The organism is Micromonospora sp. NPDC049374 (genome assembly GCF_040677165.1).
Taxonomy (GTDB): Bacteria; Actinomycetota; Actinomycetes; order Mycobacteriales; family Micromonosporaceae; genus Micromonospora.
Genome location: NZ_JBFAQH010000028.1, coordinates 1 through 23,373, shown reverse-complemented (window position 1 = coordinate 23,373; position 23,373 = coordinate 1). Strand labels below are relative to the sequence as shown.

The 23,373-nt window shown below is 67.6% G+C and carries 21 protein-coding genes and 1 pseudogene; 17 read left to right on the top strand and 5 right to left on the bottom strand.

Going from position 1 to position 23,373, the window contains the following annotated elements:
* Positions 1 to 19: 19 nt before the first annotated feature.
* On the bottom strand, positions 20 to 565 hold the full coding sequence (locus AB0J93_RS28965; RefSeq protein ID WP_363925511.1) for a hypothetical protein: 546 nt from the start codon (positions 563 to 565) through the stop codon (positions 20 to 22).
* A gap of 685 nt (positions 566 to 1,250) precedes the next feature.
* Here AB0J93_RS28965 and AB0J93_RS28960 point away from each other — a divergent pair.
* Positions 1,251 to 2,258: a zinc-dependent alcohol dehydrogenase family protein gene (locus tag AB0J93_RS28960; protein ID WP_363925510.1), complete on the top strand. Its 1,008-nt coding sequence runs from the start codon at positions 1,251 to 1,253 to the stop codon at positions 2,256 to 2,258.
* A 306-nt stretch (positions 2,259 to 2,564) separates the two neighbouring features.
* Here the strand turns inward: AB0J93_RS28960 and AB0J93_RS28955 are convergent, their stop codons facing one another.
* Positions 2,565 to 5,333, bottom strand: a complete 2,769-nt coding sequence (locus tag AB0J93_RS28955; RefSeq protein ID WP_363925509.1) for an AAA family ATPase — start codon at positions 5,331 to 5,333, stop codon at positions 2,565 to 2,567.
* 538 nt (positions 5,334 to 5,871) lie between these two features.
* Between AB0J93_RS28955 and AB0J93_RS28950 the strand changes: the two genes are divergently transcribed.
* From AB0J93_RS28950 to AB0J93_RS28935, 4 genes are all read left to right on the top strand, one after another.
* Positions 5,872 to 7,428, top strand: coding sequence for an MFS transporter (locus AB0J93_RS28950; protein ID WP_363925508.1), 1,557 nt, complete (start codon positions 5,872 to 5,874; stop codon positions 7,426 to 7,428).
* A 1,159-nt stretch (positions 7,429 to 8,587) separates the two neighbouring features.
* Entirely contained in the window at positions 8,588 to 9,427 is an 840-nt protein-coding gene (locus tag AB0J93_RS28945) for an alpha/beta hydrolase (RefSeq protein ID WP_363925507.1), read from the top strand.
* A gap of 47 nt (positions 9,428 to 9,474) precedes the next feature.
* On the top strand, positions 9,475 to 10,161 hold the full coding sequence (locus AB0J93_RS28940) for a GPP34 family phosphoprotein (RefSeq protein ID WP_363925506.1): 687 nt from the start codon (positions 9,475 to 9,477) through the stop codon (positions 10,159 to 10,161).
* Between the two features lie 26 nt (positions 10,162 to 10,187).
* Complete coding sequence (locus AB0J93_RS28935) at positions 10,188 to 11,273, top strand: PHB depolymerase family esterase (protein WP_363925505.1); 1,086 nt, start codon at positions 10,188 to 10,190, stop codon at positions 11,271 to 11,273.
* Between the two features lie 230 nt (positions 11,274 to 11,503).
* On the opposite strand, the gene AB0J93_RS28930 is transcribed toward AB0J93_RS28935, so the two are convergent.
* Entirely contained in the window at positions 11,504 to 12,211 is a 708-nt protein-coding gene (locus AB0J93_RS28930) for an SDR family oxidoreductase (RefSeq protein ID WP_363925504.1), read from the bottom strand.
* 111 nt (positions 12,212 to 12,322) lie between these two features.
* Between AB0J93_RS28930 and AB0J93_RS28925 the strand changes: the two genes are divergently transcribed.
* The 8 genes and pseudogenes from AB0J93_RS28925 (at position 12,323) to AB0J93_RS28890 (ending at position 16,907) form a co-directional block, all read left to right on the top strand.
* Positions 12,323 to 12,706, top strand: coding sequence for a MerR family transcriptional regulator (locus AB0J93_RS28925; protein ID WP_363925503.1), 384 nt, complete (start codon positions 12,323 to 12,325; stop codon positions 12,704 to 12,706).
* Between the two features lie 281 nt (positions 12,707 to 12,987).
* Complete coding sequence (locus AB0J93_RS28920) at positions 12,988 to 13,188, top strand: hypothetical protein (protein WP_363925502.1); 201 nt, start codon at positions 12,988 to 12,990, stop codon at positions 13,186 to 13,188.
* Between the two features lie 467 nt (positions 13,189 to 13,655).
* The gene (locus AB0J93_RS28915) at positions 13,656 to 13,967 is read left to right on the top strand and encodes a hypothetical protein (RefSeq protein WP_363925501.1); all 312 of its coding nucleotides are present in this window, start codon (positions 13,656 to 13,658) and stop codon (positions 13,965 to 13,967) included.
* A gap of 2 nt (positions 13,968 to 13,969) precedes the next feature.
* Entirely contained in the window at positions 13,970 to 14,365 is a 396-nt protein-coding gene (locus tag AB0J93_RS28910; RefSeq protein ID WP_363925500.1) for a nuclear transport factor 2 family protein, read from the top strand.
* A gap of 46 nt (positions 14,366 to 14,411) precedes the next feature.
* Positions 14,412 to 14,876 carry a MarR family transcriptional regulator gene (locus AB0J93_RS28905; protein ID WP_363925498.1) on the top strand — a complete coding sequence of 155 codons (465 nt, stop codon included), beginning with the start codon at positions 14,412 to 14,414 and terminating at the stop codon, positions 14,874 to 14,876.
* A 199-nt stretch (positions 14,877 to 15,075) separates the two neighbouring features.
* Positions 15,076 to 15,180 (top strand): annotated as a pseudogene (locus AB0J93_RS28900) (IS5/IS1182 family transposase); the annotation flags it as partial.
* A 413-nt stretch (positions 15,181 to 15,593) separates the two neighbouring features.
* Positions 15,594 to 16,115 carry a signal peptidase I gene (gene lepB, locus AB0J93_RS28895; protein ID WP_363925497.1) on the top strand — a complete coding sequence of 174 codons (522 nt, stop codon included), beginning with the start codon at positions 15,594 to 15,596 and terminating at the stop codon, positions 16,113 to 16,115.
* Between the two features lie 123 nt (positions 16,116 to 16,238).
* Positions 16,239 to 16,907, top strand: a complete 669-nt coding sequence (locus tag AB0J93_RS28890; protein ID WP_363925496.1) for a histidine phosphatase family protein — start codon at positions 16,239 to 16,241, stop codon at positions 16,905 to 16,907.
* Here AB0J93_RS28890 and AB0J93_RS28885 read toward each other — a convergent pair.
* Together AB0J93_RS28885 and AB0J93_RS28880 are read right to left on the bottom strand one after the other, a co-directional pair.
* A complete protein-coding gene (locus AB0J93_RS28885) occupies positions 16,867 to 17,862 on the bottom strand; it encodes an ABC transporter permease subunit (RefSeq protein WP_363925495.1) in 996 nt (331 codons plus the stop codon). The genes AB0J93_RS28890 and AB0J93_RS28885 overlap by 41 nt on opposite strands.
* Entirely contained in the window at positions 17,859 to 18,749 is an 891-nt protein-coding gene (locus AB0J93_RS28880) for an ABC transporter ATP-binding protein (RefSeq protein ID WP_363925494.1), read from the bottom strand. Before AB0J93_RS28880 ends, AB0J93_RS28885 begins: the two co-directional genes overlap by 4 nt.
* Before the next feature lie 169 nt (positions 18,750 to 18,918).
* Between AB0J93_RS28880 and AB0J93_RS28875 the strand changes: the two genes are divergently transcribed.
* From AB0J93_RS28875 to AB0J93_RS28860, 4 genes are all read left to right on the top strand, one after another.
* Positions 18,919 to 19,572 carry a response regulator transcription factor gene (locus tag AB0J93_RS28875; RefSeq protein WP_210937137.1) on the top strand — a complete coding sequence of 218 codons (654 nt, stop codon included), beginning with the start codon at positions 18,919 to 18,921 and terminating at the stop codon, positions 19,570 to 19,572.
* Between the two features lie 2 nt (positions 19,573 to 19,574).
* On the top strand, positions 19,575 to 20,750 hold the full coding sequence (locus tag AB0J93_RS28870; protein ID WP_363925493.1) for a HAMP domain-containing sensor histidine kinase: 1,176 nt from the start codon (positions 19,575 to 19,577) through the stop codon (positions 20,748 to 20,750).
* 162 nt (positions 20,751 to 20,912) lie between these two features.
* The gene (hppD, locus tag AB0J93_RS28865; protein ID WP_363925492.1) at positions 20,913 to 21,929 is read left to right on the top strand and encodes a 4-hydroxyphenylpyruvate dioxygenase; all 1,017 of its coding nucleotides are present in this window, start codon (positions 20,913 to 20,915) and stop codon (positions 21,927 to 21,929) included.
* A 248-nt stretch (positions 21,930 to 22,177) separates the two neighbouring features.
* A partial coding sequence (locus tag AB0J93_RS28860; protein ID WP_363925491.1) for a condensation domain-containing protein occupies positions 22,178 to 23,373 on the top strand: 1,196 nt, incomplete at its 3' end.

The window sequence follows — 23,373 nt, the reverse complement described above, 5'->3', positions numbered from 1 at the left end:
GCCGGGCGCACGGCCGGTGCTATGCAGGGGTGTCGTCTTGCCGGGCCGGCCCGAAGAGAGTCATGACGAGCGCCACGGTGCTGAAGAAGCCAGAGCCCAAGGCCAGCAGAAGCGAGGGCACGAAGGCAGATGGCGGTGGCACCCAGCCACCAAGCACCCAGGGCAGCGTGACGAGGACGACGACCGCTGCCGTGGAGATGACTTCGTTTACAACGAATGCGGTCGAGATGGCTGAGCTGCCGCGAGCGACTATACGGTGGGTCGTGTCGGCAGTTGAGGCAACCAGCAGGACCGAGAGCGCGATGAAAGTAAGAGCACCCCATATCGGCTCCAGGCCGGCGAGTGTGAGGGACACGATGAGCGGCACGGCCAGAACCAGGAAGACCCACCGCACTCCAGAGCGGAGGTAACGGTCGGCCGGAGCTGCGCCCTGGCGGGTCTTGTGCAGGTCGGAGTCGAGGTAGAAAAAGATTCCAATGAGGAATGTGCCGATAAGCGTGCCAGCAACTTCTGCCATAGTCACAAAGAACTCGGTGCTCGTTTCTCGCATCGCGACCGACTCCACTTCAGCCTGGAAGATGACCCGACAGCAGTCTCTCGGTCACCATACGGCCGGCCGAGGAGGGCGTGTGCGCATTCGCAGTCTCGGCATTCGGAGGTGCCAGGTCCCTGCGTTTAGGCGCGAGTTAGACCGAGCTGCTCATCGCAGCCCGATTGCGGCCTCGGTCAGGGTCCAGCCGTTCTTGCTCGCCAGCGGCGACAGCAACCCAACCAGGTCCTCAGCGCCTGCCGGCGCGGCTCCGCACGCCCGGCCCTGCCGGGTCCTGTGTGCCACACACCCCGCTTCCCACGGTGCAGTCGGCGCTCGACAGACTGACTTGGGTGGAGATTGACCGCCAGCGGTGAGCCGGTCAGTACCCCTGTTCGCGACGCAGCGGACGTCCAGGGGCGGCGATAGACTTGTCCCGCGTAAGCGCAGCAGGCGAACGCAGCCGAGAGACGGTCTATCTGGTGGCGTCTCTGCCCACTACCCACGCCCAACCTGCTAACCTGCCGGAATGGGCCCGCCTTGAATGGCGATCGACAACCGGCAGCATTGATCCGCGATGTGACCTTTCGCAGAGGCGCCCCACCTGGCGCCGATATTGGCATTGTCACCACTGGAGTGTGTGGATCGTGCGGCTGACACTGAGAAAGAAGCGCCCGTCCCGGCGCGTCGCGCGCTCAGGACCACGACGAGGAACATCGATATGACTGATTTGATGAAGGCCGTTGTGCTCGCCCGTTTCGGAGGGGCCGATGCTTTCGAGCTGCGCGACGTCTCCGTACCGCGAGTCGAATCCCGTCAGGTACGGGTGCGCGTCCATGCGACGGCCGTCAATCCGCTCGACTTTCAGATCCGTCGTGGAGACTACGCGGATTATGTGCCGCTCCCGGCGATCATTGGGCACGACATTTCCGGCGTGGTCGAGGAGGTCGGATCCCACGTGAGCGAGTTCCGCGTCGGTGATGCGGTGTACTACACACCCCGGATCTTTGGCGGCCCCGGCTCCTACGCCGAGCAGCACGTCGCCGACGTCGACCTCGTCGGTCGGAAGCCGGAAAACCTCACGCACCTGGAGGCGGCGAGCCTGACCCTCGTCGGCGGAACGGTCTGGGAGGCCCTGGTGACGCGAGCTCAACTCATCGTGGGGGAGACGATCCTCATCCATGCAGGCGCGGGCGGTGTCGGCACGATCGCGATCCAGATCGCGAAGGCGATGGGCGCACGAGTGATCACCACCGCGAAAGCCGCCGACCATGAGTTCGTGCGCTCTCTCGGGGCGGACTCGGCGATCGACTTCACTTCGACGGACTACGTCGAGGCCGTGGCCGAGATGACGCGAGGCAAGGGGGTCGATGTCGTCTTCGACACGATCGGTGGCGAGACGCTCACGAGAAGCCCGCTGACGCTTGCCGACTTCGGACGCCTCGTCAGCATCGTCGACATCGCGCACCCGCAGAACCTCATCGAGGCGTGGGGCAGGAACGCCACCTATCACTTCATCTTCACCCGACAGAACCGAGAAAAGCTGGACGCGCTCACCACGCTGGTCGAGCGCGGTCTCGTCCAGCCGATCATTGGCGCGACTCTTCCGCTCGCTCGAATGGGCGAGGCTCACGAGCTCCTGGAGAACAGGAGATCGTATGCACTCCGCGGGAAGGTCGCGATCGATGTGGCGGGTGAAACTGTTGCGATTCCCCCTCGCATCTCGTAGCGGAATGCGCCAGGCACTCGGGCGATGATCCCGGTGGTCATCATGGACCGGTGGGCCGACCTCGCGGCCGATGCCGCGCTTCTTGCGCTTGCCGAAGGCGCTCCACCAGCCGTTACCGGAGCAGATCCGCCACGCAGTACGGTCGGCCACCGTATGCCAGCGTCGCGGGCTTCGTCGACCAGGACGCGTTCACCGCTCATGAGCCGCGATCACGAGTAATGAGGTCAAGGCTGCCGAACGCGGCTGGTAGGACGGGCGCCGACGCTCGGCCTTCCCAAGGGCTTCGGGCCGTATGTGCATGTCTGGTCAGGGAAGCGGCAGATCCTTGAGCTGTCGGCGCGAGGTGATGCCGAGTTTGCGGAAGATGCTGCGCAGGTGCGCTTCGATGGTGCGTGGGCTCAGGAACAACTGTGCGGCGATCTCCCGGGAGGTCGCCCCGGTGGCGACCAATCGGGCGATGTGCAGCTCGTGAGTGGTGAGGGCGTGGGCCGGCTGGGTGCTGCGTTTGCGTGGGTGTTCACCGGTGGCGCGCAACTCGCGGGCGGCCCGCCCGGCGAACGCTTCTACGCCCATGTCCGACAGCAGTTGGTGGGCGGTGCGGAGGGTCTTACGCGCGTCCTGGCGGCGGCCTTCGCGGCGCAGCCACTCGCCGTAGACGAGCTGTGCACGAGCCGCCTCGCTGGCCATCCGGGACTTTCCGAGCCGTTCGATCGCCTCGCGGTAGTGCTCCTCGGCCTCGGGTCCCGTGCTGGTCAGCGCTCGTGAGCGCGCCGCCAGGCCGAGCGCCCATGAGGTGCCGCACGCATCTGCGAGTGAGGTGAACTGCTCCAGTGCGAGCGCCGCTCGTGCCGGGTCGCCGGCGCGGACGGAAGCCTCGATGAGCTCGGGTAGGCCCGCGCTGCTGATCGACTGTTCGTCGGACCTGCACGCCCTCGTCGCCGCTTCCTGCGCGGCCGAGTAGTTGCCCGACCCGTTGTGGAGCACCGCCATCGCGTACTGAGCCAGGGAGACATCCGTACCGCCGTCGGGGTAGATGTCCTCTTGAGCAATGATGGCGTTGAGCGCGGTGGTCTCGGCCTGGTCGCCACGCCAGGCGTGGAGAATGACGCGAGCATGGTGCAGCGGCACGCCCCCGGTCGCCTGTGTGATCACCGTGGCCTCGGTGGCCAGCTCGTCGGCGTGGGCGAGATCGCCCATCAGGACCGATGTGATGGACAGGAAGTTGAGTGCGGCGGGGAGCGTCGCCAGCGCGCCGGCCTCACGAGCGAGCTGGACGTTGCGGCTGGCCAGTACATAGAGCAGCTCGTCGTCGAGGACCGCCACGGCGTTGCGGCCGGCCAGCCACAGCCACCGGTCGCTCTGGCTGGACTGCACAGATTCTGCCTGCGGGCCGTCGCGGAACGCTTCCAGCGCGAGCCGTATCCCCGGCGCTCCCGCCACATAGCCCCTCGTCAGGGTCGTCGCGAGCCCGTCGAGGAGCAGGTCCACCGGTCGCGGCGGCGCCTCGGGTGCGGGGGCGGCCAGGGCCGCTTCGGCGATGCGCACCGCGTCGCCCCCTCCGTTGATGATCGCCGCATCCAGCGCGTGTAGGTAGGTCTCGCGGGACAGTGCGGCGTCCAACGGGGCGAGTGCCTTGGCGGCATCCATCAGCATGCCCGGCACCTCGGTGCCTCGGGTCAGGTGGAAAGCGATCTGGGCTCGCAGCAGGTCAAGATGCGCGCGTTGCAGGGGATCCAGCGGCCCGAGCGGCGCCGCCGTGAGCAGTTCCAGCGCGCTTTCGGACGCGCCGGCCTCGTGCTTGGCGCGGGCGGCTTCCAGCGTCCGCCGGGCACGGGTGGCGGGATCGGGGGTGAGGGTTGCCGCGCGCTGCAGGAACGCGGCCGCGGCGGCCAGCCCGCCACGGGCCCGTGCCCGGTCCGCCGAGCGTTCCAGCTCCGCGGCGGCTTCCTCGTCGGTGCCCAGGACCGCTTGTGCGCGGTGCCAGGCGCGCCGGTCCGGGTCGGTCTGCGGGTCGGTGGCGGCGGCCAGGGCGCCGTGGGCGCGGCGATGGTCGGGTGGCGTGGCGGCCCGGTAGACCGCCGAACGCGCCAACGGATGACAGAACCGCACCCGGATATCGATCTCGAGCAGTCCGGCGGCTTCTGCGGGTGCGGCCGCCGCGCGGGCGATCCTCAGCTCCGCGGCGGCGCGCCACAGCAGCGCCACGTCGCCGGTCGGCTCGGCGGCGGCAACCAGCAGTAGCAGCTGGGTGTCGGGGGGCAGATTGCCGGAGCGGCGCCGGAATTCGTCCTCGACGCGGTGCGGGACGCTGAGGGTGTCGGGCAGTTCGAACCCGCCGGCCAGCTGTGTGGGCGGCGTGCTGCGGGGGAGTTCCAGCAGCGCAAGCGGGTTGCCGCGTGCCTCGGCGACGATCCGGTCACGGACCCTGTCGTCCAGCGGGGTGCGGACCGCGGCCGCCAGCAGCGCTTCGGCATCGGTGTCGCCGAGCCCGTCCAGGCGCAGTTCTGGCAGTCCGCAGAGGGGGTGACCCTCGCTCGTGCTGGCGTCACGTAGCGCGAATACCAGAGCGATCCGCTCGGCTGCCACCCGGCGTGCCACGAACGCCAGGACCTGCGCGGAGGCCTCGTCCAGCCATTGGGCGTCGTCGACGAGGCACAGCAGCGGCTGTTCCTCGGCGATCTCGGCGAGCAGGTTGAGGGTGGCCAGCCCGACCAGGAACCGGTCCGGTGCCGCTCCGGCGCGTAAGCCGAGCGCCACGCCGAGGGCGGCCTGCTGCGGTTCGGGTAGCGCATCCGTGTGGTCAAGCAGTGGCGCGCACAGCTGGTGCAGACCGGCGAACGCGAATTGCGTCTCGGACTCCGCTCCGACCGATTGCTCGACTCGGAACCCCAAGGGAGCTGCGGTGTCGCGGGCGTGCTCCAGGATCGCGGTCTTCCCGATGCCCGCTTCCCCGCGCACCACGAATGCCCCGCTGCGTCCGGTCTGTGCCTGAGCGAGTAGGTGTTCGACGGCCTCGCGCTCTGCACGCCGGCCCAGAAGGTTCGCCAGTTCGCTCTCACCTGAGTCCGTCGGCATCGTACAAGGAGCTAAGAACTAGGTAATTATCACCGACGCGAACCGGAGCCGCCAGAGCAGGGTCTCAACCCTGGCCGAGTGGCCGGGTGGCCGGCGCTGTTGCTGGTCCTGGCAGGCCACAGGCAGCGACCATCCACCTCGCGCCACGGTGACGACCGGCGACGACATCAGGGGCTCCGACGGGCTCGAAGGTGCGGCCACTGCTGCCAGCCTGACAACGAGGCAAAAACCGCACCAGGTAAGGACTTCTGGTGAGTGCGAAACGCTTCATCCACGGACGGAACTTCCACCGACGCCCAGCCGCCGCCACTGCTGCGGGCCTGACCAGACGGCAACGACCGGCAACGAGGGTTGCTGGGGTGATCGGCATGGGCAGCCCCAGCGCGTACCTGCGGCTAAGTGGTGGAGCGCGTCAGACGACCGCCCCTCAGCTAGCCAAATGATCAGACTGCACAGCAGCACGACTGCTTTGTCGAACCGACCATCTGGACTGTAGGCTGTGTGCGACAGCCCACCCGACCAGTGATCAGGAACCTTCATGAATGACGCCGCCCCCAAGGCCACCGCCAGGAGCTGGATTGGTCTTGCCGTCTTGGTCCTGCCTCTGTTGCTGATAGCCATCGATGGCACCGTCCTGATCCTGGGTTTGCCCGCCATCTCCGCTGAGTTGAGCCCCACGGGTGTCGAACAGTTGTGGATGATCGACATCTACTCGCTCGTGCTCGCCGGTCTGCTCGTGGCCATGAGCACCCTGGGTGATCGCTTCGGTCGGCGACGCAACCTGCTCATCGGCGCGGTCGTCTTCGCGACCGCATCCGTGACCGGCGCGCTGGCCACGTCGCCGTGGATGCTGATCGGCGCTCGTGCTCTCCTGGGCGTGGGCGGTGCGATCATGATGCCCTCGACGCTGTCGCTGGTGCGCAACATGTTCCTCGACCGGCAGCAGCGCCGTTATGCGATGGCCGCATGGGCAGCGATGGCTTCGGTCGGCGCGGCGGTCGGACCGATTGTCGGCGGCTGGGTCATCGAGACATTCAGTTGGCAGGCGGCGTTCTTGATGAACATCCCGGTCATGCTGCTTCTGCTCATGCTCGGCCCGTTCCTACTGCCAGAGAGTCGCAACCCCGACCTGGGCAAGATCGATATCAGCAGCGTCGTCCTCTCCTTCGTGGGCATGATCGGCGTGGTCTACGCCATCAAGACCCTCACGGGCGGCAGGGACACCGCTCTCGGGATCGCTGCTCTCGTCCTCGGCGTGACCGCAATCGCCCTCTTCGTCCGCAGGCAACTCACGCTCTCCGCTCCGCTCCTGGATGTCAGGCTGTTCAAAGTGCGATACTTCCGCGGCGCCGTCGTCGCGGATCTGCTGTCGATCTTCGCGATGGTCGGCGCGCTGGTGGCACTCATCCAGTACCTCCAGCTTGTACTCAGCCTCAACCCGCTCCAGGCGTCCATCTGGCTCATACCCCAGGCGATATTCGCCGCTACCGCCGCATTTGTTGCGGCAGTGGTGGTCAAGCGACTCCTCCCCGCCTACGTCATCACCGCCGGACTCGTGATCGCCGCTGTCGGCTTCGGGCTGACCTACTTGCTGTCGCCGACGTCGAGCCCCGCCCTGATCGCCGTGTCTCTCGCGTTGGTTTCGCTGGGCGCGGGCATGGGCCTTGCTTTGAGCAACGACATCATCATGAGCTCCGTCAAGCCCGAACGTGCGGGACAGGCCGCGGCGACCTCGGAGACCGCGTACGAGGTCGGCACGACATTGGGAACAGCCCTACTGGGCGGGATACTCGTCGCCTGGTACACCAGGGTGGTCACCGCCGGAACCGATGCGCTCAACCTTCCGGCGTCCGTCGCCGAACGGGCGTCCTCGACGATGGCAGAGGCCCTGCTGGTAGCGGGCGAGGTCGGTGACGATGACGGGGCGGCCATCCTCGAGGTCGCCGAGTCCGCCTTCACCGACGCGATCATCGTCACCGGCATAGCCGGCATCGGGATCATGGTCCTCACGGCGATCTGGGCCTTTGTCACGCTCCGAGGCGCGGCTGCGAACACGGATCTCGCCGCAGAACACGAACGCGAACTCGTGTCCTGATCCGGGGCCCCGCCACCTACGCTTGTGCCGTACTGCAGAACGCTCGGTCAGTAACGTCGTCCATGTGCGGCGGGTGGTCTGGTGTGGCTGAGGGGCGACGGACGCGGAACACGGAGCGCACGCGGCGGGCCGTGCTCGATGCGGCCACTCAGGTGATTCTGGGCGAAAGGTGCCGCTGTCACGCTGGATCAGGTTGCACGAGGACGCGGCGAGCATAGCGACCGCCTCGTTGTCTGCTGCTCGAGCTCGCCACTGACGGCACCTTCGCCACGCCGATCTGACGCGCTGGCACTCTGAGACTGCGCGAGAGCGCCGCCCCGGTCAGGCCGCGGCAGTTCTTTGAGCTGCCGGCGGGAGTGATGTCGAGTCTGCGGAAGATATGTGTAGGGCGGCCCGAAGTTGATGGCGGCCAGCCGGAGCGCCACCTGCTTCTCCGCGCACCACGAACGCCCCGCTGCGTCCAGCCTGTGCCTGGGCGTGAGGGTGTTCGACGGCGACGCGCTCTATGTACCGGCCTAGAAGGTCGGCCAAGTTCGCTCCCACCCGAGTGTGGGGTGAGTCTGTCGGTGTCGGAGTAGGCCGTTGTTGCCGACGCGGATCGTTCTTACTCCTGATGCGTACCACATTCACAATGCCGCGTTCTGCACGGACGACTGATGATTCGGATGCCGCGGTCGAGAGCGGCTTCGAGCAGGCGGCAGCGCGCTGACGGTGACAGCTAAGGGGCTTATACCGACGCGAACATGGCGGCGCTGGCGGGAGCATGGTGTCAGACGAAAGGAACCGCGATGTCAGCCAGACCCGTCGACAAGCAGCTGTCCGGCGGGGAGAAGCGGCGATTTGACTTCGCCACCGCTGTGTACGGACGGCCGGAGCTGATCGTCCCTGGCCGCGACGTTGGTGATGATGCTCGCCTTCGCGATCGCCACTGCCGGAGTTCACGAACTGCCCGGAGCATGCACAGGTCACCGCGTTTCCGCTCAGTCTGGGTGTGGTCGCCGTGGCCAGTCGGGTCGGGTCACCGGCACCGAGAGCCTTGCGCTGCTGAAACGGATTCTGCCCGGAGGTTCGGCTACCGAACTGGTCGTCAACGCCTGGAACGGCGGAGTCCCACTCGCCGACTCCATGCTCCGCAACCGATGACAGAAGGGAAACGATCATGGGATTCATCGCCGTCGGGAACGAGAACAGCACCCCGATCGAGCTGTACTACGAGGATCAGGGCGCAGGTCAGCCGGTTGTCCTCATCCACGGGTATCCGCTGAACGGCCACAGCTGGGAGCTCCAGACACGCGAGTTGCTCGCTGCCGGGTACCGAGTGATTACCTACGACCGCCGCGGCTTCGGGCGCTCGTCGAAGGTTGGTTCCGGCTACGACTACGACACGTTCGCCGCTGACCTGAACACCGTGCTGGAGACGCTCGACCTGCGCAACGTCGTCCTGGTCGGGTTCTCGATGGGCACCGGTGAGCTGGCCCGCTACGTCTCGCGGTACGGCCACCAGCGGGTGGCGAAGCTGGCGTTCCTCGCCTCACTCGAACCGTTCCTGGTCGCCCGTGACGACAACCCACAGGGCTTGCCGCAGAAGGTCTTCGACGGGATCGAGGCCGCGGCGAAAGGTGACCGCTACGCCTGGTACACGCAGTTCTTCTCGGACTTTTACAACCTCGACGAGAACCTCGGCAGCCGGATCAGCCAGGAGGCTGTCACCGGCAGCTGGAACGTCGCCGTCTCCAGCGCGCCGGTGGCGGCCTACGCCGTCGTGTCATCCTGGATCGAGGACTTCCGCGAAGACGTCGAGGCGGTCCGTGCCAGCGGCAAGCCGGCCCTGATCCTGCACGGCACCGCCGACAACATCCTCCCCATCGACACCACCGCCCGGCGTTTCCGCCGGGAACTTCCCGACGCCGAGTACGTCGAGGTCGAAGGCGCCCCACACGGGCTGCTCTGGACCCACGCCGAAGAGGTCAACGCCGCCCTGCGCACCTTCCTGGGCTGAGCCGACGGGAAGAGGCAACGCGCGAAGACTAGGGGAAGGAACCACCTGTGGGCGAGACGCCGGTGTCGGCACGGAACGACCTGCTCATCGTCGACGACCTCATGCTGCTCCTGATGGACGACGACGGCACTTCCATCCAGGCGGCGGGCACCCTGTATTACACGCTTGGCGGCGCGGTGCTCACCGAACTCGCGCTGCTCAATCGGATCCAAACCGACGGCTCCGGGGAGTTGAACGGCCCACAGGTCACCCCGGCGGGCGAGGGTCCGTTGCCCGACCCGCTGCTGCAGTCCGCCTACGACACCATCGCCGAGAAGACCCAGCGGATACAACCGCTGCTCGTCACGCTTGGCGCCGACCTGTGGCGGGAAGTGGTCGACCGGCTCGTGGCCCGCGGCCTGCTTCGTCGTGAGGAGACGCGGGTGTTGCGAGTGTTCCGCACCACCCGGTGGCCTGCGGCCGACGGGGCGCACGAGGCGCGGCTGCGAGCGCGGATTCGCCGGATCCTGGAGGCAGGTGAAGCTCCCGATCCCCGCACCTCGGCGATCATCGGGCTGCTCTTCGCCAGTGGCGCCATGCCCTCGCTGCGGCCCCCGTTGCCCTGGACGTCAACGACGGTGACCCGGGCCAGCGAGATCGCACGGGGCCATTGGGGACCCGAGGCGGTCGCCGCCGCGGTGACTCGCACCGCAGCGGCGATCGCCACCGCCAGCGTGGCAACTACCAGCAGGTGAGCGCTGACCGGCGAAAGGAGCACTCAATGACCGCACCGAACCAGGCGCTTGAGTCCGATCAGCCGCGGTCCGACCGGCCTCGTCGGCGGCGATGGCTCTGGATCGCCTCCGGCGTCGTGCTGGTGCTCGTGGCCGCGATCGGTGCCGGTGCTGCGGTTTTCCAGTTTGGCTTGCCATGGTGGATGGGGGAGGGAGATCGCAATCACAAGTACGAAAGCGATGTCGGCTCCCAGCGTTACCAGGTTCACCTGCCGCCACAGTACGACGGCACGACCCGGTTGCCGGTGATCATGGCGATCCACGGGTGCGGGATGTCCGGGTACGGGTGGAACTCGATGAAGTTCACGACGCAGTTCAACGATCTGGCCGACCGCGAGGGCTTCATCGTTGTCTATCCGACGCAGCGCATGTTCCGCAGCGCGATCAACTGCTGGAACTCGGGTGACCCGCGGGAACAGCACCGCTACGACGGAGAACCCGCGCTGCTCGCAGGCGTGGCCCGGCAGGTGGTGGAGGAGTACCACGCGGACCCGGACCAGGTGCACGTCGCCGGCGCGTCGTCCGGTGCGGGGGCCGCCGTCATCCTCGCGGCGACCTACCCCGACGTCTTCGCGACCGCGACGTCGGTCGCCGGTGGCGAGTACGGGCTGAACCAGGTGGACGCTGACGACCCCGGCGGCACCCCGCCGGACTACACCGCACGTCAGGCGTGGTCCCAGATGGGCGACCGGGCGCGGCAGGTGCCGCTGCTCGTCATCCAGGGCGAGAAGGATGACGTCGTCCCACCGATCGTCGCCACCCGCCTCGTCGAGCACTGGACCGCGGTGAGCGACCTCGTCGACGACGGTCTACTCAACGAGAGTTTGGACGTTGTCGAAGAGACGACGACGGTGCCCGCGGAACCGGGCAGGCACTCGTACACGCAAACCACCATCACCACGCCGGACGGCACGTCTGTCGTCGAGTCGTACCTCGTCCACGAGATGGGGCACGTCTGGCCAGGCCCTGCCGGCGACGGCCTGTTCACCGATCGCGCCGGCCCGGACGCCAGCGCCATCGTCTGGGACTTCGCCCGACGTCACCCGAAAGGTTCACCGGAAACTGGGCGGTGATGCCTGGCTGGCGCAGCGTGAGCATGCTCGGAGTCTGCGTGACTGAGCGTGAAGGCTGTACCCGTGGGGGGTTGATGACCGTGCGCTGTGGTGGTGACTGAGATTTCGATCCAGAGGGTGAGCGGCTCGCGGAGGTGGCTCGGGACGCCGCGCGTTCGGCGGGTCTGCGCGTCCCCACCGGCCGCGCAGACCTGGCCGCCGTGCCCGGGGCCTCCCGTCGACCTGCTTCGTCAGCTCGCCGAGGCGGCGGTGTAGAACGTGCTCGGGTCCCCGGCGAGGGATGCCTTGACGTAGGCGCTCCATTCGTCGGCAATGACCTCGAGCTTGTCGGCCTCGATGCCGTCGAGTGCGGCACGGACCACGTCGGCGGGGGCCATCTTGTCGCCGTCGTAGCCGGCCGCCATGTCGGTGTCGGCAGCGCCCAGGTGCAGCCCGGTCACGAGGGTGCCCTGCTCGGCGAGTTCGATGCGGATGCCGTTGGTCAGGCTCCACGCGGCTGCCTTCGCCGCGCTGTAGGCGTTGGCCCCGTCGTAGGAGAACCACGACAGAGCGGACAGGGCGTTGAGAATCCCGCCGCCGCCGTTGCTGGCGAGTACCGGCGCGAACGCCCGAACCATGCCGAGGGTGCCGTAGAAGTGCGTGTCCATTTCCAACCGGATCTTGCTCAGGTCGCCGCTGACCAGGTTTGCCCCGGTGGCGAGCCCGGCGTTGTTGATCAGCAGGGTGACGTCAGGGGCGGCGGCCGCCGCGTCCGCGACCGACTGTGGGTCGGTGATGTCCAGGCGCAGCTTCTCAACGCCAGCGATGTCGATAAGTTCCGGGTTGCGGGCCGTGGCATACACCCTGGTCGCGCCACGCTCCAGCAACTGTTGGGTGAAGTGCTTGCCGAGTCCACGGTTGGTGCCGGTGACGAGCGCGACCGAACCAGCAATACGCATGAGATGCCTCCACAGGCTCAAGATGTTCCGTTGCGGGGGCTACGCTAGAACCTGACGCTGACGTTAGAGGCAAGTGCTGTGTCTGGCGTCACCAGTTGAGGGGGAGAAGTCGTGCGGATCGGTGAACTCGCCACCAGGGCCGGGGTGTCGGTGCGAGCGCTGCGCTACTACGAGGAACAAGGACTACTGACCAGCACACGCAGCAACGGCGGTCAGCGTCACTATGGCGATATGGCGGCCGACCGGGTGCATCTGATCCAGATGCTGTACGGCGCAGGCCTGTCCAGCAAGACGATCCTGGACCTCCTGCCCTGCGTCGACGCGAAGGTCACCACACCGCAGTCCCGAGCCATGCTGGACGGCGAGCGCGACCGCATCGACGCGCAGATCACCCGACTCATCGAGGTCCGGGACCGGCTCGACGCGGTCATCGCGCTCAGCCTGAGCCCGGCCAGTGGCTGCACCACGGTGGACGCCGTCACCGCGGCGGCGTAAGGCATACCAGCGGCCGCGCGGTCACCTCAGGACGTGCCGCCGCCGACGATACCGGCCCTGCACCTTCATGCAGCGTCAAGGACCAGACGCGCCGTGGCTTCCTGCCGATCCTGGATCGAGAAGCGCGCTGGCTGGAGACGGAGACGCTCAACGGACGTCTGAGGTGACGTGGTGTCACTGATCATGGCCGGTGGCGATATCCGTGTCGGCAGTTCGTCCATCGAGCTACGTTGAGACTTCGACTCAAGGGTCGAGCTTGCGATTGACGATCTGATTCACCTTTGATTCGCCGACCCAGGCTGCAGTACGAACTGGTGGACGGCGGGGCGGAGACCCCGGACCGGCCCGCGCAGATCACGCGCAGCTTCACCGGACAGTTGGTCGTGCACGGCGAGTTCAGCGTGGACACGCCGGAAGGCCCGCGCGCCGAGGCCAGGGCCGTCCTGCGCGGTTGCGGGCAGAGCCGCCTTCAGCCGTACTGAGACCGCGCGGGCCCCTGCGGCCAGAGACCGCAGGGCTGACCCACCACCCCATCCGTAGGCGCCCCGGAAGAACAAGGGTCGAAGACGTTCCAACGCGCATCAGCCTGACAAGAAGAGCGAAATGAACATCACCGTGATCGGACGGGGCAACACAGGTGGTGGGCTGGCCGGCGTCTGGGAACGTGCCGGGCATCACGTGAGGCGGATCGGGCGTGAAGGAGGCAACGTCGGCGCCTCGGAAGCGGTGCTGCTCGCCGTCCTGGGAACCGCCCGTACAGGCGGCACTGTCATCCGTCGTCGGACTCGAAGGCAAAACGGTGCTCGACGCCACGAACCTTTATCGCGGCGCCGGCCCGGGTCGAAGCGCCTGAGTGACCTACATCCCAGAAGTTTGCGGAAACGAGCCCGTGAGTTGAGACTTCAACTCAGCGGTGAGGCGCACCGCTCGAGATCGGAAGGACATTGTCTTGACCAGGCAATTGATAGGCCGTAGCTACCGCTTCGACCTGGGCGATCTGAAGGTGCGGTTCACCTTTGATTCGCCGACCCAGGGCAGCTTCGTCGTCGTGCAGGGCGCGGGGCTCGCCCCCGACGGTCACGCGGAGACAGTGGGTCTGGACCTGCGGGAGATCCGTGAGGGCCTCTACTTGAACTCCTGGACCGAGGCGAGCGGGGCCACCGTCACGCACCTGGAGGACTTCGAGAACGGGACGGTCTATTCCAACGTGACCGTCGACGGCAAGCTCTACAACTTCGTCGGAACGATCAAGGAGGCCTGAACATGACCCAGCACCCCACCGCCCAGGACGACCAGGCAAAGCGGAACACCGACATCGTGCTCACCGCGATGCGGGAGTTGTTCGCGGAGAAGGATCTGACCGCGATTGACCGCTACTGGGCCGAGCCCTACGTCCAGCACAGCCCGCAGATGCCCAACGGGCTCGACACCTTGCGCAACGTCGTCCCGGGGCTGGAAGGCTTCTCGTGGGAGCCACAGCGGGTTGCCGCGCAGGGCGATCTGGTCTTTACCCACAGCATCGTGCATGGCTGGGCCCCGAACCCTGTGGCCATCGTCGACATCTTCCGGCTGGAGAACGGGCGCATCGTGGAGCACTGGGATGTCGTCCAGGACATCGTCCCAGCCGAAGACTCCGCCAACGGCAACCCCATGGTGTAGGCCCGGCAGGTCGACATGCCGGTGCGTCGACCGCAAAATGGGCACCGTGACGGTGCGACGGGACGACGACCTCGACCGGGCCGCAGTATGGCATGCCTTCGTGCTGGCGGCCCACCTCCTCGAGGCCGCGCTGGAACGGCAGTCCCAGCGCGACGGGAACATCTCCCACGGGCACTTCAAGTTGCTGGTCCTGCTCAGCGCCGCGGAGAACCAGACGCTGGGCTTGAAAGCGCTCGCCGGAATGCTGCGCTTCTCGCCCAGCCGCGTCAGCCACACGCTGAACGTCCTGGAACGCCAGGGTTTGGTTATCCGCGGTCGGGTACCAACGGGGCGACGTGCCTACGAGGCCACCTTGACCTATCAAGGTCGGCTGCTCGTGGTGCGCGTGCTACGCGCGCAACGCGCAGAAATTCGAGACGTCCTTTTCGATAGCCTGGGCGCAGCTGATACCGCCGCCCTCGGCAAGATCAGCGCGCGTGTTATTGAAGTGCTCGACCAGGCAGGCACCTAGCACGGATGCCGCAGGACGGTCTGGGGGCTCAGTGCTATCCGATTGCTCTCCGCCGGGCGTGCCGGAGCTTCCTGGATCTTGGGGTGTGGAGCGGCTATCAATGTCTGTGGTGAGTGGGCGGTTCGAGCTGAGCGAGGTCGAGTACGCGCGGATCGCGCCATTGCTGCCGGCGATGAAACCGTAGCGTGGCGGGCGGTGGCGGGATCAGCGGCAGGTGATGAACGGATCGTGTTCCGGGTGCGTACCGGGGATACCGTGGCGGGACGTGCCGGCACGGTACGGGCCGTGGAAGACGCTGTACGAGCGGTCACGGGCCGCACGTCTGGGTAGTGGTAGGGAAGACGATTGGTGGCGGGGAGTCGTGCGACGACTCCTTTACCTTCAGCGCCCGGACGGCGGCCGGGCCGGTGGTGTCGGTGACCTCGATGTCACGGGTGACGCCGTCGTAGTCGTGGGAAGCGGACCCTGGCCCGGAATCGGCCAGGGCCCAAAGGTTTGGCCAGAGGGCTCGTTCGCCGGCCACAGCAGCGGCCCGCCCACGGAGGGGCTCTGCTCAACCGACGGCGAGCACTTGCGCGGATGCAGGGGGGGCCATGGTGGCCCTACGTAATGCGCGGCGTGCGGCATGACAGTGCATATGACCGTGGGGCAGCAGTGCCGGGTAGCGCCGCGCCCGACGGACCGCACAGCGCCGTCGATTCTGGCAGGATCCGTCGGATGCGCAGACTGATGGTGTTCCTTCTCGTGATGGCTGTTGCCGGCTGCGGCGACGGTGACGCGACCGGGATGGGAGCCACCGAACAGTTCACCCAGGGCGGCGTCAGTATGGAGCCGACGGTCAAGGCCGGTCAGGTTGTCACCGCACGGAAAGTAACCGGCACGTATGAGGCACGGCGCGGCGATGTCGTCCTGATCCGTTCCCCCGGCGGTCTCTGGGGTGACCGTAAGGCGCCGCTGCTCAAACGCGTCGTCGCGGTCGGCGGCGAAACCATCGCCTGCTGCGACACCTCAGGCAAGGTGACGGTCGACGGTAAGCCACTGGCCGAGCCCTATGTGGCTGAGGACGCGTCGCTCGACGAGCCGCCGAACCCGAACTACTGCGGGCCGCGCCGGTTCGCCGCGGTCAGCGTGCCGGCCGACTCCGTCTTCGTCATGGGCGATAGCCGCGCCCGGTCGAACGACTCCCGGTGTGCCGGGCCGGTGCCGGTGTCGTCGGTCTTCGCCGTAATGGTCGACTGACCAGGGCGCACTTGACACTTGCCACGGACGTACCGAGGTGGCCGACGCTGAGCGCTCGGACGGCGGCAGCAGAGTGGGCTGGCCTTGTTCTGAGCCGGGTCATCCGCGCTTTCGTGATCTATCGTGCTCGTCGCCGAGCAAAGACGGGAGGGCGCGTGTCAATGGCTCGCACACAGCTGTACCTCGTGCGCCACGGCGAACAGGATCCGGCGTCCGCTCACGCCCCCGGACGGAGGTCTTTCACAACTCGGTCGTGAGCAGGCGGACCGGCTAGGCCGACGGCTCCGTACAGTGCCCTTCTCGGCGATCCACCACAGCCCGTTGGCCCGGGCGGTTCAGACCGCCGACGTCGTCGCCGGCCATCTCCCACAGGTGCCGAGACACGCGTGCGACCTCGTGGCGGACCACACTCCGGTGCCCTCCGCGGGACAACGCGGCCGATATCCTGGCCCGTGGCGTTGGCAAGGCCGAGGAGCACCACGGACGCGTGAGCGAGGATGCAGCCCCTGTCGTGGGGATCGTTGCCTCGATCCATGCCGGGAGCACGGCACCCGCCGGCTCGTCCTCCGCCCGGCCGCGGAACAGCACATCATGCACCACGATCAACAAGCTCTTTCGCCGCCGCGCGGTGGTGACGGGGCCGGCGGGGGTTGCCGGATCAGCCGGAGTTCCAGAATTCGGGCATCGGGCCCAGTGCGGCATGGCTACGGCACCGCATCAACGCGGTGCCGTAGCCATGCCGGGGTCACCGCTAGGAGCGGCGCCGGAGCCAGAAGAACCCGAACGCGGTAAGCAAAATAGACAGCCCGAGGAACATTGACAGTTCGATCCACTGGAACGTCCAGTATCGGTGGCCCGGCTGGTGGATGTAGTCGAAGTGCAGGTTCTGTGCGGCCGTGCAGGAGTCGCCGGCCTCCCGGTCGTCCGGGATGAGGCAGGGCCTCGCGTCCTCGCCGCGGTACGGCGTACCGTCCGCCTTGTACAGCGGTGACGAGAACTCGAGAGCCCAGCTCCCGTTGGCCGTGTATCCCTGGATGTCGAAGGTGTTGTCCTCCTTCAGATTCATCCCGACGCCGCTGTTGAGCACGCTGGCGTCGACGGCCACCCGGTCGGTGACCGGGGGCATCAGGTTCTGCCGGACAACCGTCGGGATCAGCAACTGGAGCCCGGCAAAGATGATCAGGGTGATCGCCATGGCCGGCAGCGTGCGCTTGACGATCATGCCGACCACGGTGCCGAGCACGAAGGCGAACAGCGCGTACCCGATCGGTACGATGTTGCGGGAGCCGAAGCTCAGCGCCGCGAACCGCTCACCGATCACCTCGTCGTACCGGCTTGCGCTCCACGTCAGCAGCAGGCTGAACAGGCCGGCCACCGCCATGCTGGCCAGGCCGATCACGGTGAGCTTGACCGCCAGCCACTTGGTGCGGGTGACGCTCTGGTTCCACACCAGCCGATCGGTGCGCTGCTCCAGCTCCTGGGTCACCAGCGGGGCGCCCCAGAAGACCCCGATCAGGCCGGGTACGGCGATGAGCAGCACCACCATGACCGAGATCGCGTCGTCGTAGCTGGCCCGCAGGTCCAGCCGTGCGAGATAGCACGCCTGCTCCGTGCAGTTGGCGATCCTCGTGTCGTAGAAGCTGCGGATCTCGCTGCCCAGGTAGATCAGGTAGATCGCGAGGAGGGCGAGCGCCCCCGCGGCCACCAGTGTCTGGGCGCGGAACTGCCTCCAGGTCAGCCAGATCATCGGTCGGCTCCCGTCATTGCTGCGGTCGGCCCGACCGGGCCGGTGGTGGTGGCCCGGGTCAGATAGGCGAGGGTCATGTCCTCGAGGTCCACGGCCTCCGCCCCGGGAATTGGCGAGGTGGACCGCACGATCACCGACGACTCGCCGCGGCTGTTCTCGGCGTGGATCAGCTCGGCGTCGGCTGGCAGCCGGTAGGGGTCGCCCGCACGGCCGGTGATCCGGTAGTGGACGGCGAGCAGATCCGACACGTCGCCGGAGATATGCACCCGGCCGTTGGCCAGCACGATCAGGTGATCGCAGACCTGCTCCAGGTCGCCGAGCAGGTGCGACGAGAGAATCACGCTCACCTCGAGCTCGTCGACGAAGTCGAGCAGGTCCCGCATGAACCCGCGCCGGGCCAGCGGGTCGAGCGCCGCCACCGGCTCGTCGAGGACGAGCAGTTCGCCCCGCTTGGCTGCGGCGACGGTCAGCGCGAGCTGGGCCCGCTGACCGCCGGAGAGCGAACCGGCCTTCTGCTTGAGGTCGAGCCCACGCTCGCGGATGCGCCGCTCGGCGAACGCTTGATCCCACTTCGGGTTCAGCCGGGCGCCGAGCTTGAGGTGGTCGGCAACGGTCAGCCGGCTGTAGACCGGCGCGTCCTGAGCGACGAATCCGACCCGAGCCAGCTGTTCCGCGCTGACCGCCGGCCGCTGACCGAGCACCTCGATGCTTCCGCTGGTCGGCGCGATCATGCCGGACGCCAACCCGAGAAGGGTCGACTTACCGGCACCGTTGGGACCGACCAGCCCGACGATCCGTCCGTCTGGAATCGCCAGCGTGCAGTCGTCGAGCGCGAGGTGGCGGCGGTAGCGCTTACTGAGAGATTCAGTATGGATGGCCAGGGTCATCACATCCTCCTGCCTTGTTTCCGGGACTCTTGCTGTCAGTGAGAATTTGTAGACGGCGGGCGGTCACAGCACGGTCCGTGTCGTTGTGACCGGCTTGTGACAGGAGCCTTATTAGCGTCAGTCCGGAACCGTCGTCGACAGTTGAGTCACACAGACAGGAAGGCGTGTGATGCGGGTACTCGTGGTTGAAGATCAGCCGGACCTGGCCGACTCGGTCGCTCGGGTGCTGCGGCGCGAGGGCATGGCCGTCGATGTCGCATACGACGGCGGGTCGGCGCTGGAGCGGGCGACGGTGGTCCCGTACGACGTGATCGTCCTCGACCGCGACCTGCCCGTGGTGCACGGCGACGACGTGTGCCGCACGCTGGTCAGCCAGAGATCGCTGAGCCGGGTGCTGATGCTGACCGCCTCGGGCACCATCGCGAACCGGGTGGAGGGACTGGGCATCGGTGCCGACGACTACCTTCCCAAACCTTTCGCATACGCGGAACTGGTGGCGCGGATCCGGGCGGTGGCCCGGCGCTCGCAGCCCGCAGCGCCGCCCGTGCTGGAGCACGGTGACCTGCGCCTCGACCCGGCGCAGCGCACCGCAACCCGGGCCGGGGCCCGGCTTAACTTGAGTCCTAAGGAGTTTGCTGTGCTGGAGTATCTGCTGACCTGTGGCAGCCGGGTGGTGTCTGCCGAGGAACTGCTCGACCGCGTCTGGGACGAGGCGACCGACCCCTTCACCACCACGGTGAAGGCCACCGTGAACCGGCTGCGGACCAAGCTCGGCGATCCGCCGCTGATCGAGACGGTGCCCCGCGCCGGATACCGGATCTGATCATGCGACTCGGACAACACCCTCTCCGCCTGCGGCTGACGCTGCTGTACGTCCTCGTCTCCGTAATGTCGAGCACAGTCCTGCTGGTGATCATGTGGGCGCTGGCCAAGAGCCTCAATCCCGTGACGCCGCCGCCGCTCCCGTCCGGCCCGATGTCCGGCCCGCCGTCGCCCGGCCCCGCCGACGACGGCACACTGCCCGCTATCGACGCGGCCGACACGGCCGGAAGCGGGCTGCTCCAGCCGCTGATCGCGCTGGCCATCATGGCTTTGATCTCGCTGTTCCTCGGCTGGCTGATCGCCGGCCGCGTGCTGCGCCCGGTGCTGACGATGACCGAGCGCCTGCGCCAGATCTCCGATCGCAACGTGCACGAGCGGCTGGCCCTGCCCGGCAACCGCAACGAACTGAAGGATCTGGCCGACACCGTCGACGGCCTGCTCGGCCGGTTGGAGACCGCGCTCGACGCCCACAAGGGATTCGTCGCCAACGCCGCACATGAGATGCGCACCCCGCTGACCGTGGAGCGGGCGCTGCTCGAGGAGCCGCTGATCGATCCGGGCGCCAGCTTGGAATCGTTCCGGCACAATTTCGAGCGGCTCCTGGTGATCAGCGATCAGCGGGGCCAGCTTCTCGAGTCGCTGCTCACCCTCTCCAGCAGCGAGCAGGGTCGGGCCGCGGACGAGATGGTTGACCTGACCGGGCTGGTCGAGCTGGCGCTGCGCGAGCGGGCGCCGGAGGCCGAACGGCGCGGGGTGCAGGTGGTGACCTCGCTGCGGCCGGTGTCGGTGCCGGGCGATCCGGTGCTGCTCGGCCGGTTGCTGGTCAACCTCTGCGACAACGCCATCCACCACAACGTGCCCGGCGGCACGGTCGAGGTCAGCGTGCACCGGAAGATCGGCCGGGTGGTGCTCACCGTGGCCAACACCGGCGAGGTCATCTCCGCGGATCAGGTGGACCGTCTCTTCGAGCCGTTCCAGCGGCTGCGCCGCACGGCTGACGACGGGCATCACGGCCTCGGGCTGTCCATCGTCCGCGCGATCGCCCGGGCGCACGGCGCGGAGCTCACCGCGCACCCGCAGCCGCACGGCGGCCTCGTCGTCGAGGTGGTGTTCTCGATGGTGGGCGCCGGCGAGCTGGCGACGGCCGAGCAGCACGCCCTCGCCCCGCCACCGGCCTGAATAGCGTAAACCGCGGGACCAGAAGTGTTCGACTGCGTCGCCGGTAACGGTTGGACACCCGCTGTTTGATTGCCGGATCGCGACCGGCATTGCCTCTATCGGACCCGTCTGTGACGCTGACGCGGCGTAGGAAAGCCCCGCGTAGTCCCGTCTTCGGGAGGTATGATGGCGGCACGGCAGATCGCGTTCATCGAGCTTTACGTGAGCGAACCCAAAATCGCAGTCGATTATCTCGGAGACGCTCTCGGCTTCACCCGGGTAGCGGAGTCCGCCGACGACGAGTCCCGCTCGATCCTGCTGCGCCAGGGGCGGTTGCAGATGGTGGTGACCGCCGGCGCGGAGGCGGCGCGGTTCCTGGACGCGCACGGCGACGGCGTCGCCGACATCGCGTTCGGCTGCGACGACGTCACGGCCGCCCGAGCACGGGCGGTCGGGGCGGGCGCCGTCGACCTCGGGACGGTGCGGGGCAGCCCGGTCGTCGGCGGCTTCGGTCCGGTCCGCCACACACTCGTGCCGGCGAGCGCGGAGGTGCTGCTGCCCGGTGGCCGCACCTGGACGCCGCTGATCGACGACTCGGCGCCCGAACAGCGGATCCGCCTGCTCGACCACGTCGCGATCTGCCTCGAGGCCGGGACGCTGGAGCAGTACGCCGACTTCTACACCGACGCCTTCGGTCTGGACCGGTACTCGTCGGAGTTCATCGACGTCGGCGGGAGCTCGATGGACTCGATCGTGGTCCGCAGCAGCTCGGACGACATCACGTTCACCCTGGTGGCGCCGGGCTCGGCGACCGGCTCGGGCCAGCTCAACGCGTTTCTGCACCGCAACGGCGGACCGGGCGTCCAGCACCTGGCGCTGCTGGTCGACGACATCGTCGCGGCGGTGTCCGAGGCCACCGACCGAGGCGTCGCGTTCCTGCAGACGCCGGGGACCTATTACGAGGCGCTCGCCGACCGGTTCCCGGACCGATCCGCGATGATCGAAAGCCTGCGGGCGACCAACGTGCTGGCCGACCGCGACGAGTGGGGCTATCTGCTGCAGTTGTTCACCCGGTCCCCGTACCCGCGCAACACGCTGTTCTACGAGCTCATCCAGCGCCGCGGCGCCCGTGGCTTCGGCAGCGCCAACATCCGCGCGCTCTACGAGGCCGTCGAGCGGGACCGGCTCATCGTCGGCTGAACCAGCTGCGACGCGTTCGCTGCGCCGTGGAGGGACGACCTCCGCGGCGCAATTTCTTGCCCTGTTCAACCACGCCCTTTCCGGCGGTTGAACAACACGGTTGAACAGCGCCGGCTCACCGTTCGACTGCTTCCTTGTTGAACCGCCATCAATGCGTTGGAATTCGGCCGCTGCAACAAGCTCTTAGGGGAGATCCGTTCATGGTTCGGTTGTCTTATGCTCAGCGGCGGCTGTGGTTCCTCAGTCAAATGGAAGGCCCGAATCCGACGTACAACAGCGGCGTCACGGTACGGCTGACCGGCGCCCTCGACGTCGCCGCCCTGAGCGCCGCGCTGCGCGACGTGCTGGGCCGCCATGAGTCGCTGCGTACGGTGTTCGACACCGTGGACGGCGAGCCGTTCCAGCGCATCGTCGACGCCGCCGGGTGGCGCCTCGAGGTCGTGCGGCTGGCGACCGCCGACGTCGACGACGCGATCGCGCGCGCGGAGGCGCACGCCTTCGACCTGGCCACCGAGATCCCCGTACGGGCCTGGCTGCTCGAGACCGCCGCGGACCAGCACGTGCTCGTGCTTGTCGTGCACCACATCGCCACCGACGCGTGGTCGCAGGCGCTTATGTGGCGGGACATCTCGACGGCGTACGAGGCCCGGCTGCGCGGTGAGGCCCCGGCGTGGGCGCCGTTGCCGGTGCAGTACGCCGACTACGCGCTCTGGCAGCAGGAACTGCTCGGCGTGGAGTCCGACCCGAAGAGCCTGTTGTCGAAGCAGGTCGCGTACTGGCGACAGGCGCTCGCCGGGGCGCCGGAGGAGTTGGCGCTTCCGGTCGACCGGCCCCGCCCGGCGGTGGCGTCGCACCGCGGGCATTTGGTGCCGTTGCAGGTGCCGGCCGAGGTGCATCAGCGGCTGGCTGACCTGGCGCGGGCCGAGGGCGTGACCATGTTCATGGTGCTCCAGTCGGCGTTGGCGGTGTTGTTGTCGCGGCTCGGGGCGGGTACCGACATCCCGATCGGTTTCCCGGTGGCGGGTCGGCATGACGAGGCCCTGGACGACCTGGTCGGCTTCTTCGTCAACACCCTGGTCGTCCGCACCGACCTGTCCGGCGACCCGACGTTCACCGAGGTGCTGCGGCGGGTGCGGCAGGTGAACCTCGGCGCCCTGGCGCATCAGGATGTGCCGTTCGAGCGCCTGGTCGAGGAGCTGGCGCCGACCCGGTCGCTGGCCCGCCACCCGCTGTTCCAGGTGTCGCTGACGCTGCGGAACACCGGCGACGGCGCGCTGGAGTTCGCGGACGTACAGGCCGAGATCGTTCCCAAGGTCAGCCCGATGGCCAAGTTCGACCTTGAAGTGAAGATGGTCGAGTTGTTTGACGGGCGGGGTTGTCCGGCTGGGTTGCAGGGTGTGTTGGTGGTGGCTGCGGATTTGTTTGATGTGTCTTCGGCGCAGCG

Coding starts and splice junctions, on each gene's coding strand:
- AB0J93_RS28960 (WP_363925510.1), top strand. CDS start 1,251: ATGACTGATTTGATGAAGGCCGTTGTGCTCGCCCGTTTCGGAGGGGCC.
- AB0J93_RS28955 (WP_363925509.1), bottom strand. CDS start 5,333: ATGCCGACGGACTCAGGTGAGAGCGAACTGGCGAACCTTCTGGGCCGG.
- AB0J93_RS28950 (WP_363925508.1), top strand. CDS start 5,872: ATGAATGACGCCGCCCCCAAGGCCACCGCCAGGAGCTGGATTGGTCTT.
- AB0J93_RS28945 (WP_363925507.1), top strand. CDS start 8,588: ATGGGATTCATCGCCGTCGGGAACGAGAACAGCACCCCGATCGAGCTG.
- AB0J93_RS28935 (WP_363925505.1), top strand. CDS start 10,188: ATGACCGCACCGAACCAGGCGCTTGAGTCCGATCAGCCGCGGTCCGAC.
- AB0J93_RS28930 (WP_363925504.1), bottom strand. CDS start 12,211: ATGCGTATTGCTGGTTCGGTCGCGCTCGTCACCGGCACCAACCGTGGA.
- AB0J93_RS28910 (WP_363925500.1), top strand. CDS start 13,970: ATGACCCAGCACCCCACCGCCCAGGACGACCAGGCAAAGCGGAACACC.
- lepB (WP_363925497.1), top strand. CDS start 15,594: ATGCGCAGACTGATGGTGTTCCTTCTCGTGATGGCTGTTGCCGGCTGC.
- AB0J93_RS28885 (WP_363925495.1), bottom strand. CDS start 17,862: ATGATCTGGCTGACCTGGAGGCAGTTCCGCGCCCAGACACTGGTGGCC.
- AB0J93_RS28880 (WP_363925494.1), bottom strand. CDS start 18,749: ATGACCCTGGCCATCCATACTGAATCTCTCAGTAAGCGCTACCGCCGC.
- AB0J93_RS28875 (WP_210937137.1), top strand. CDS start 18,919: ATGCGGGTACTCGTGGTTGAAGATCAGCCGGACCTGGCCGACTCGGTC.
- AB0J93_RS28870 (WP_363925493.1), top strand. CDS start 19,575: ATGCGACTCGGACAACACCCTCTCCGCCTGCGGCTGACGCTGCTGTAC.
- hppD (WP_363925492.1), top strand. CDS start 20,913: ATGATGGCGGCACGGCAGATCGCGTTCATCGAGCTTTACGTGAGCGAA.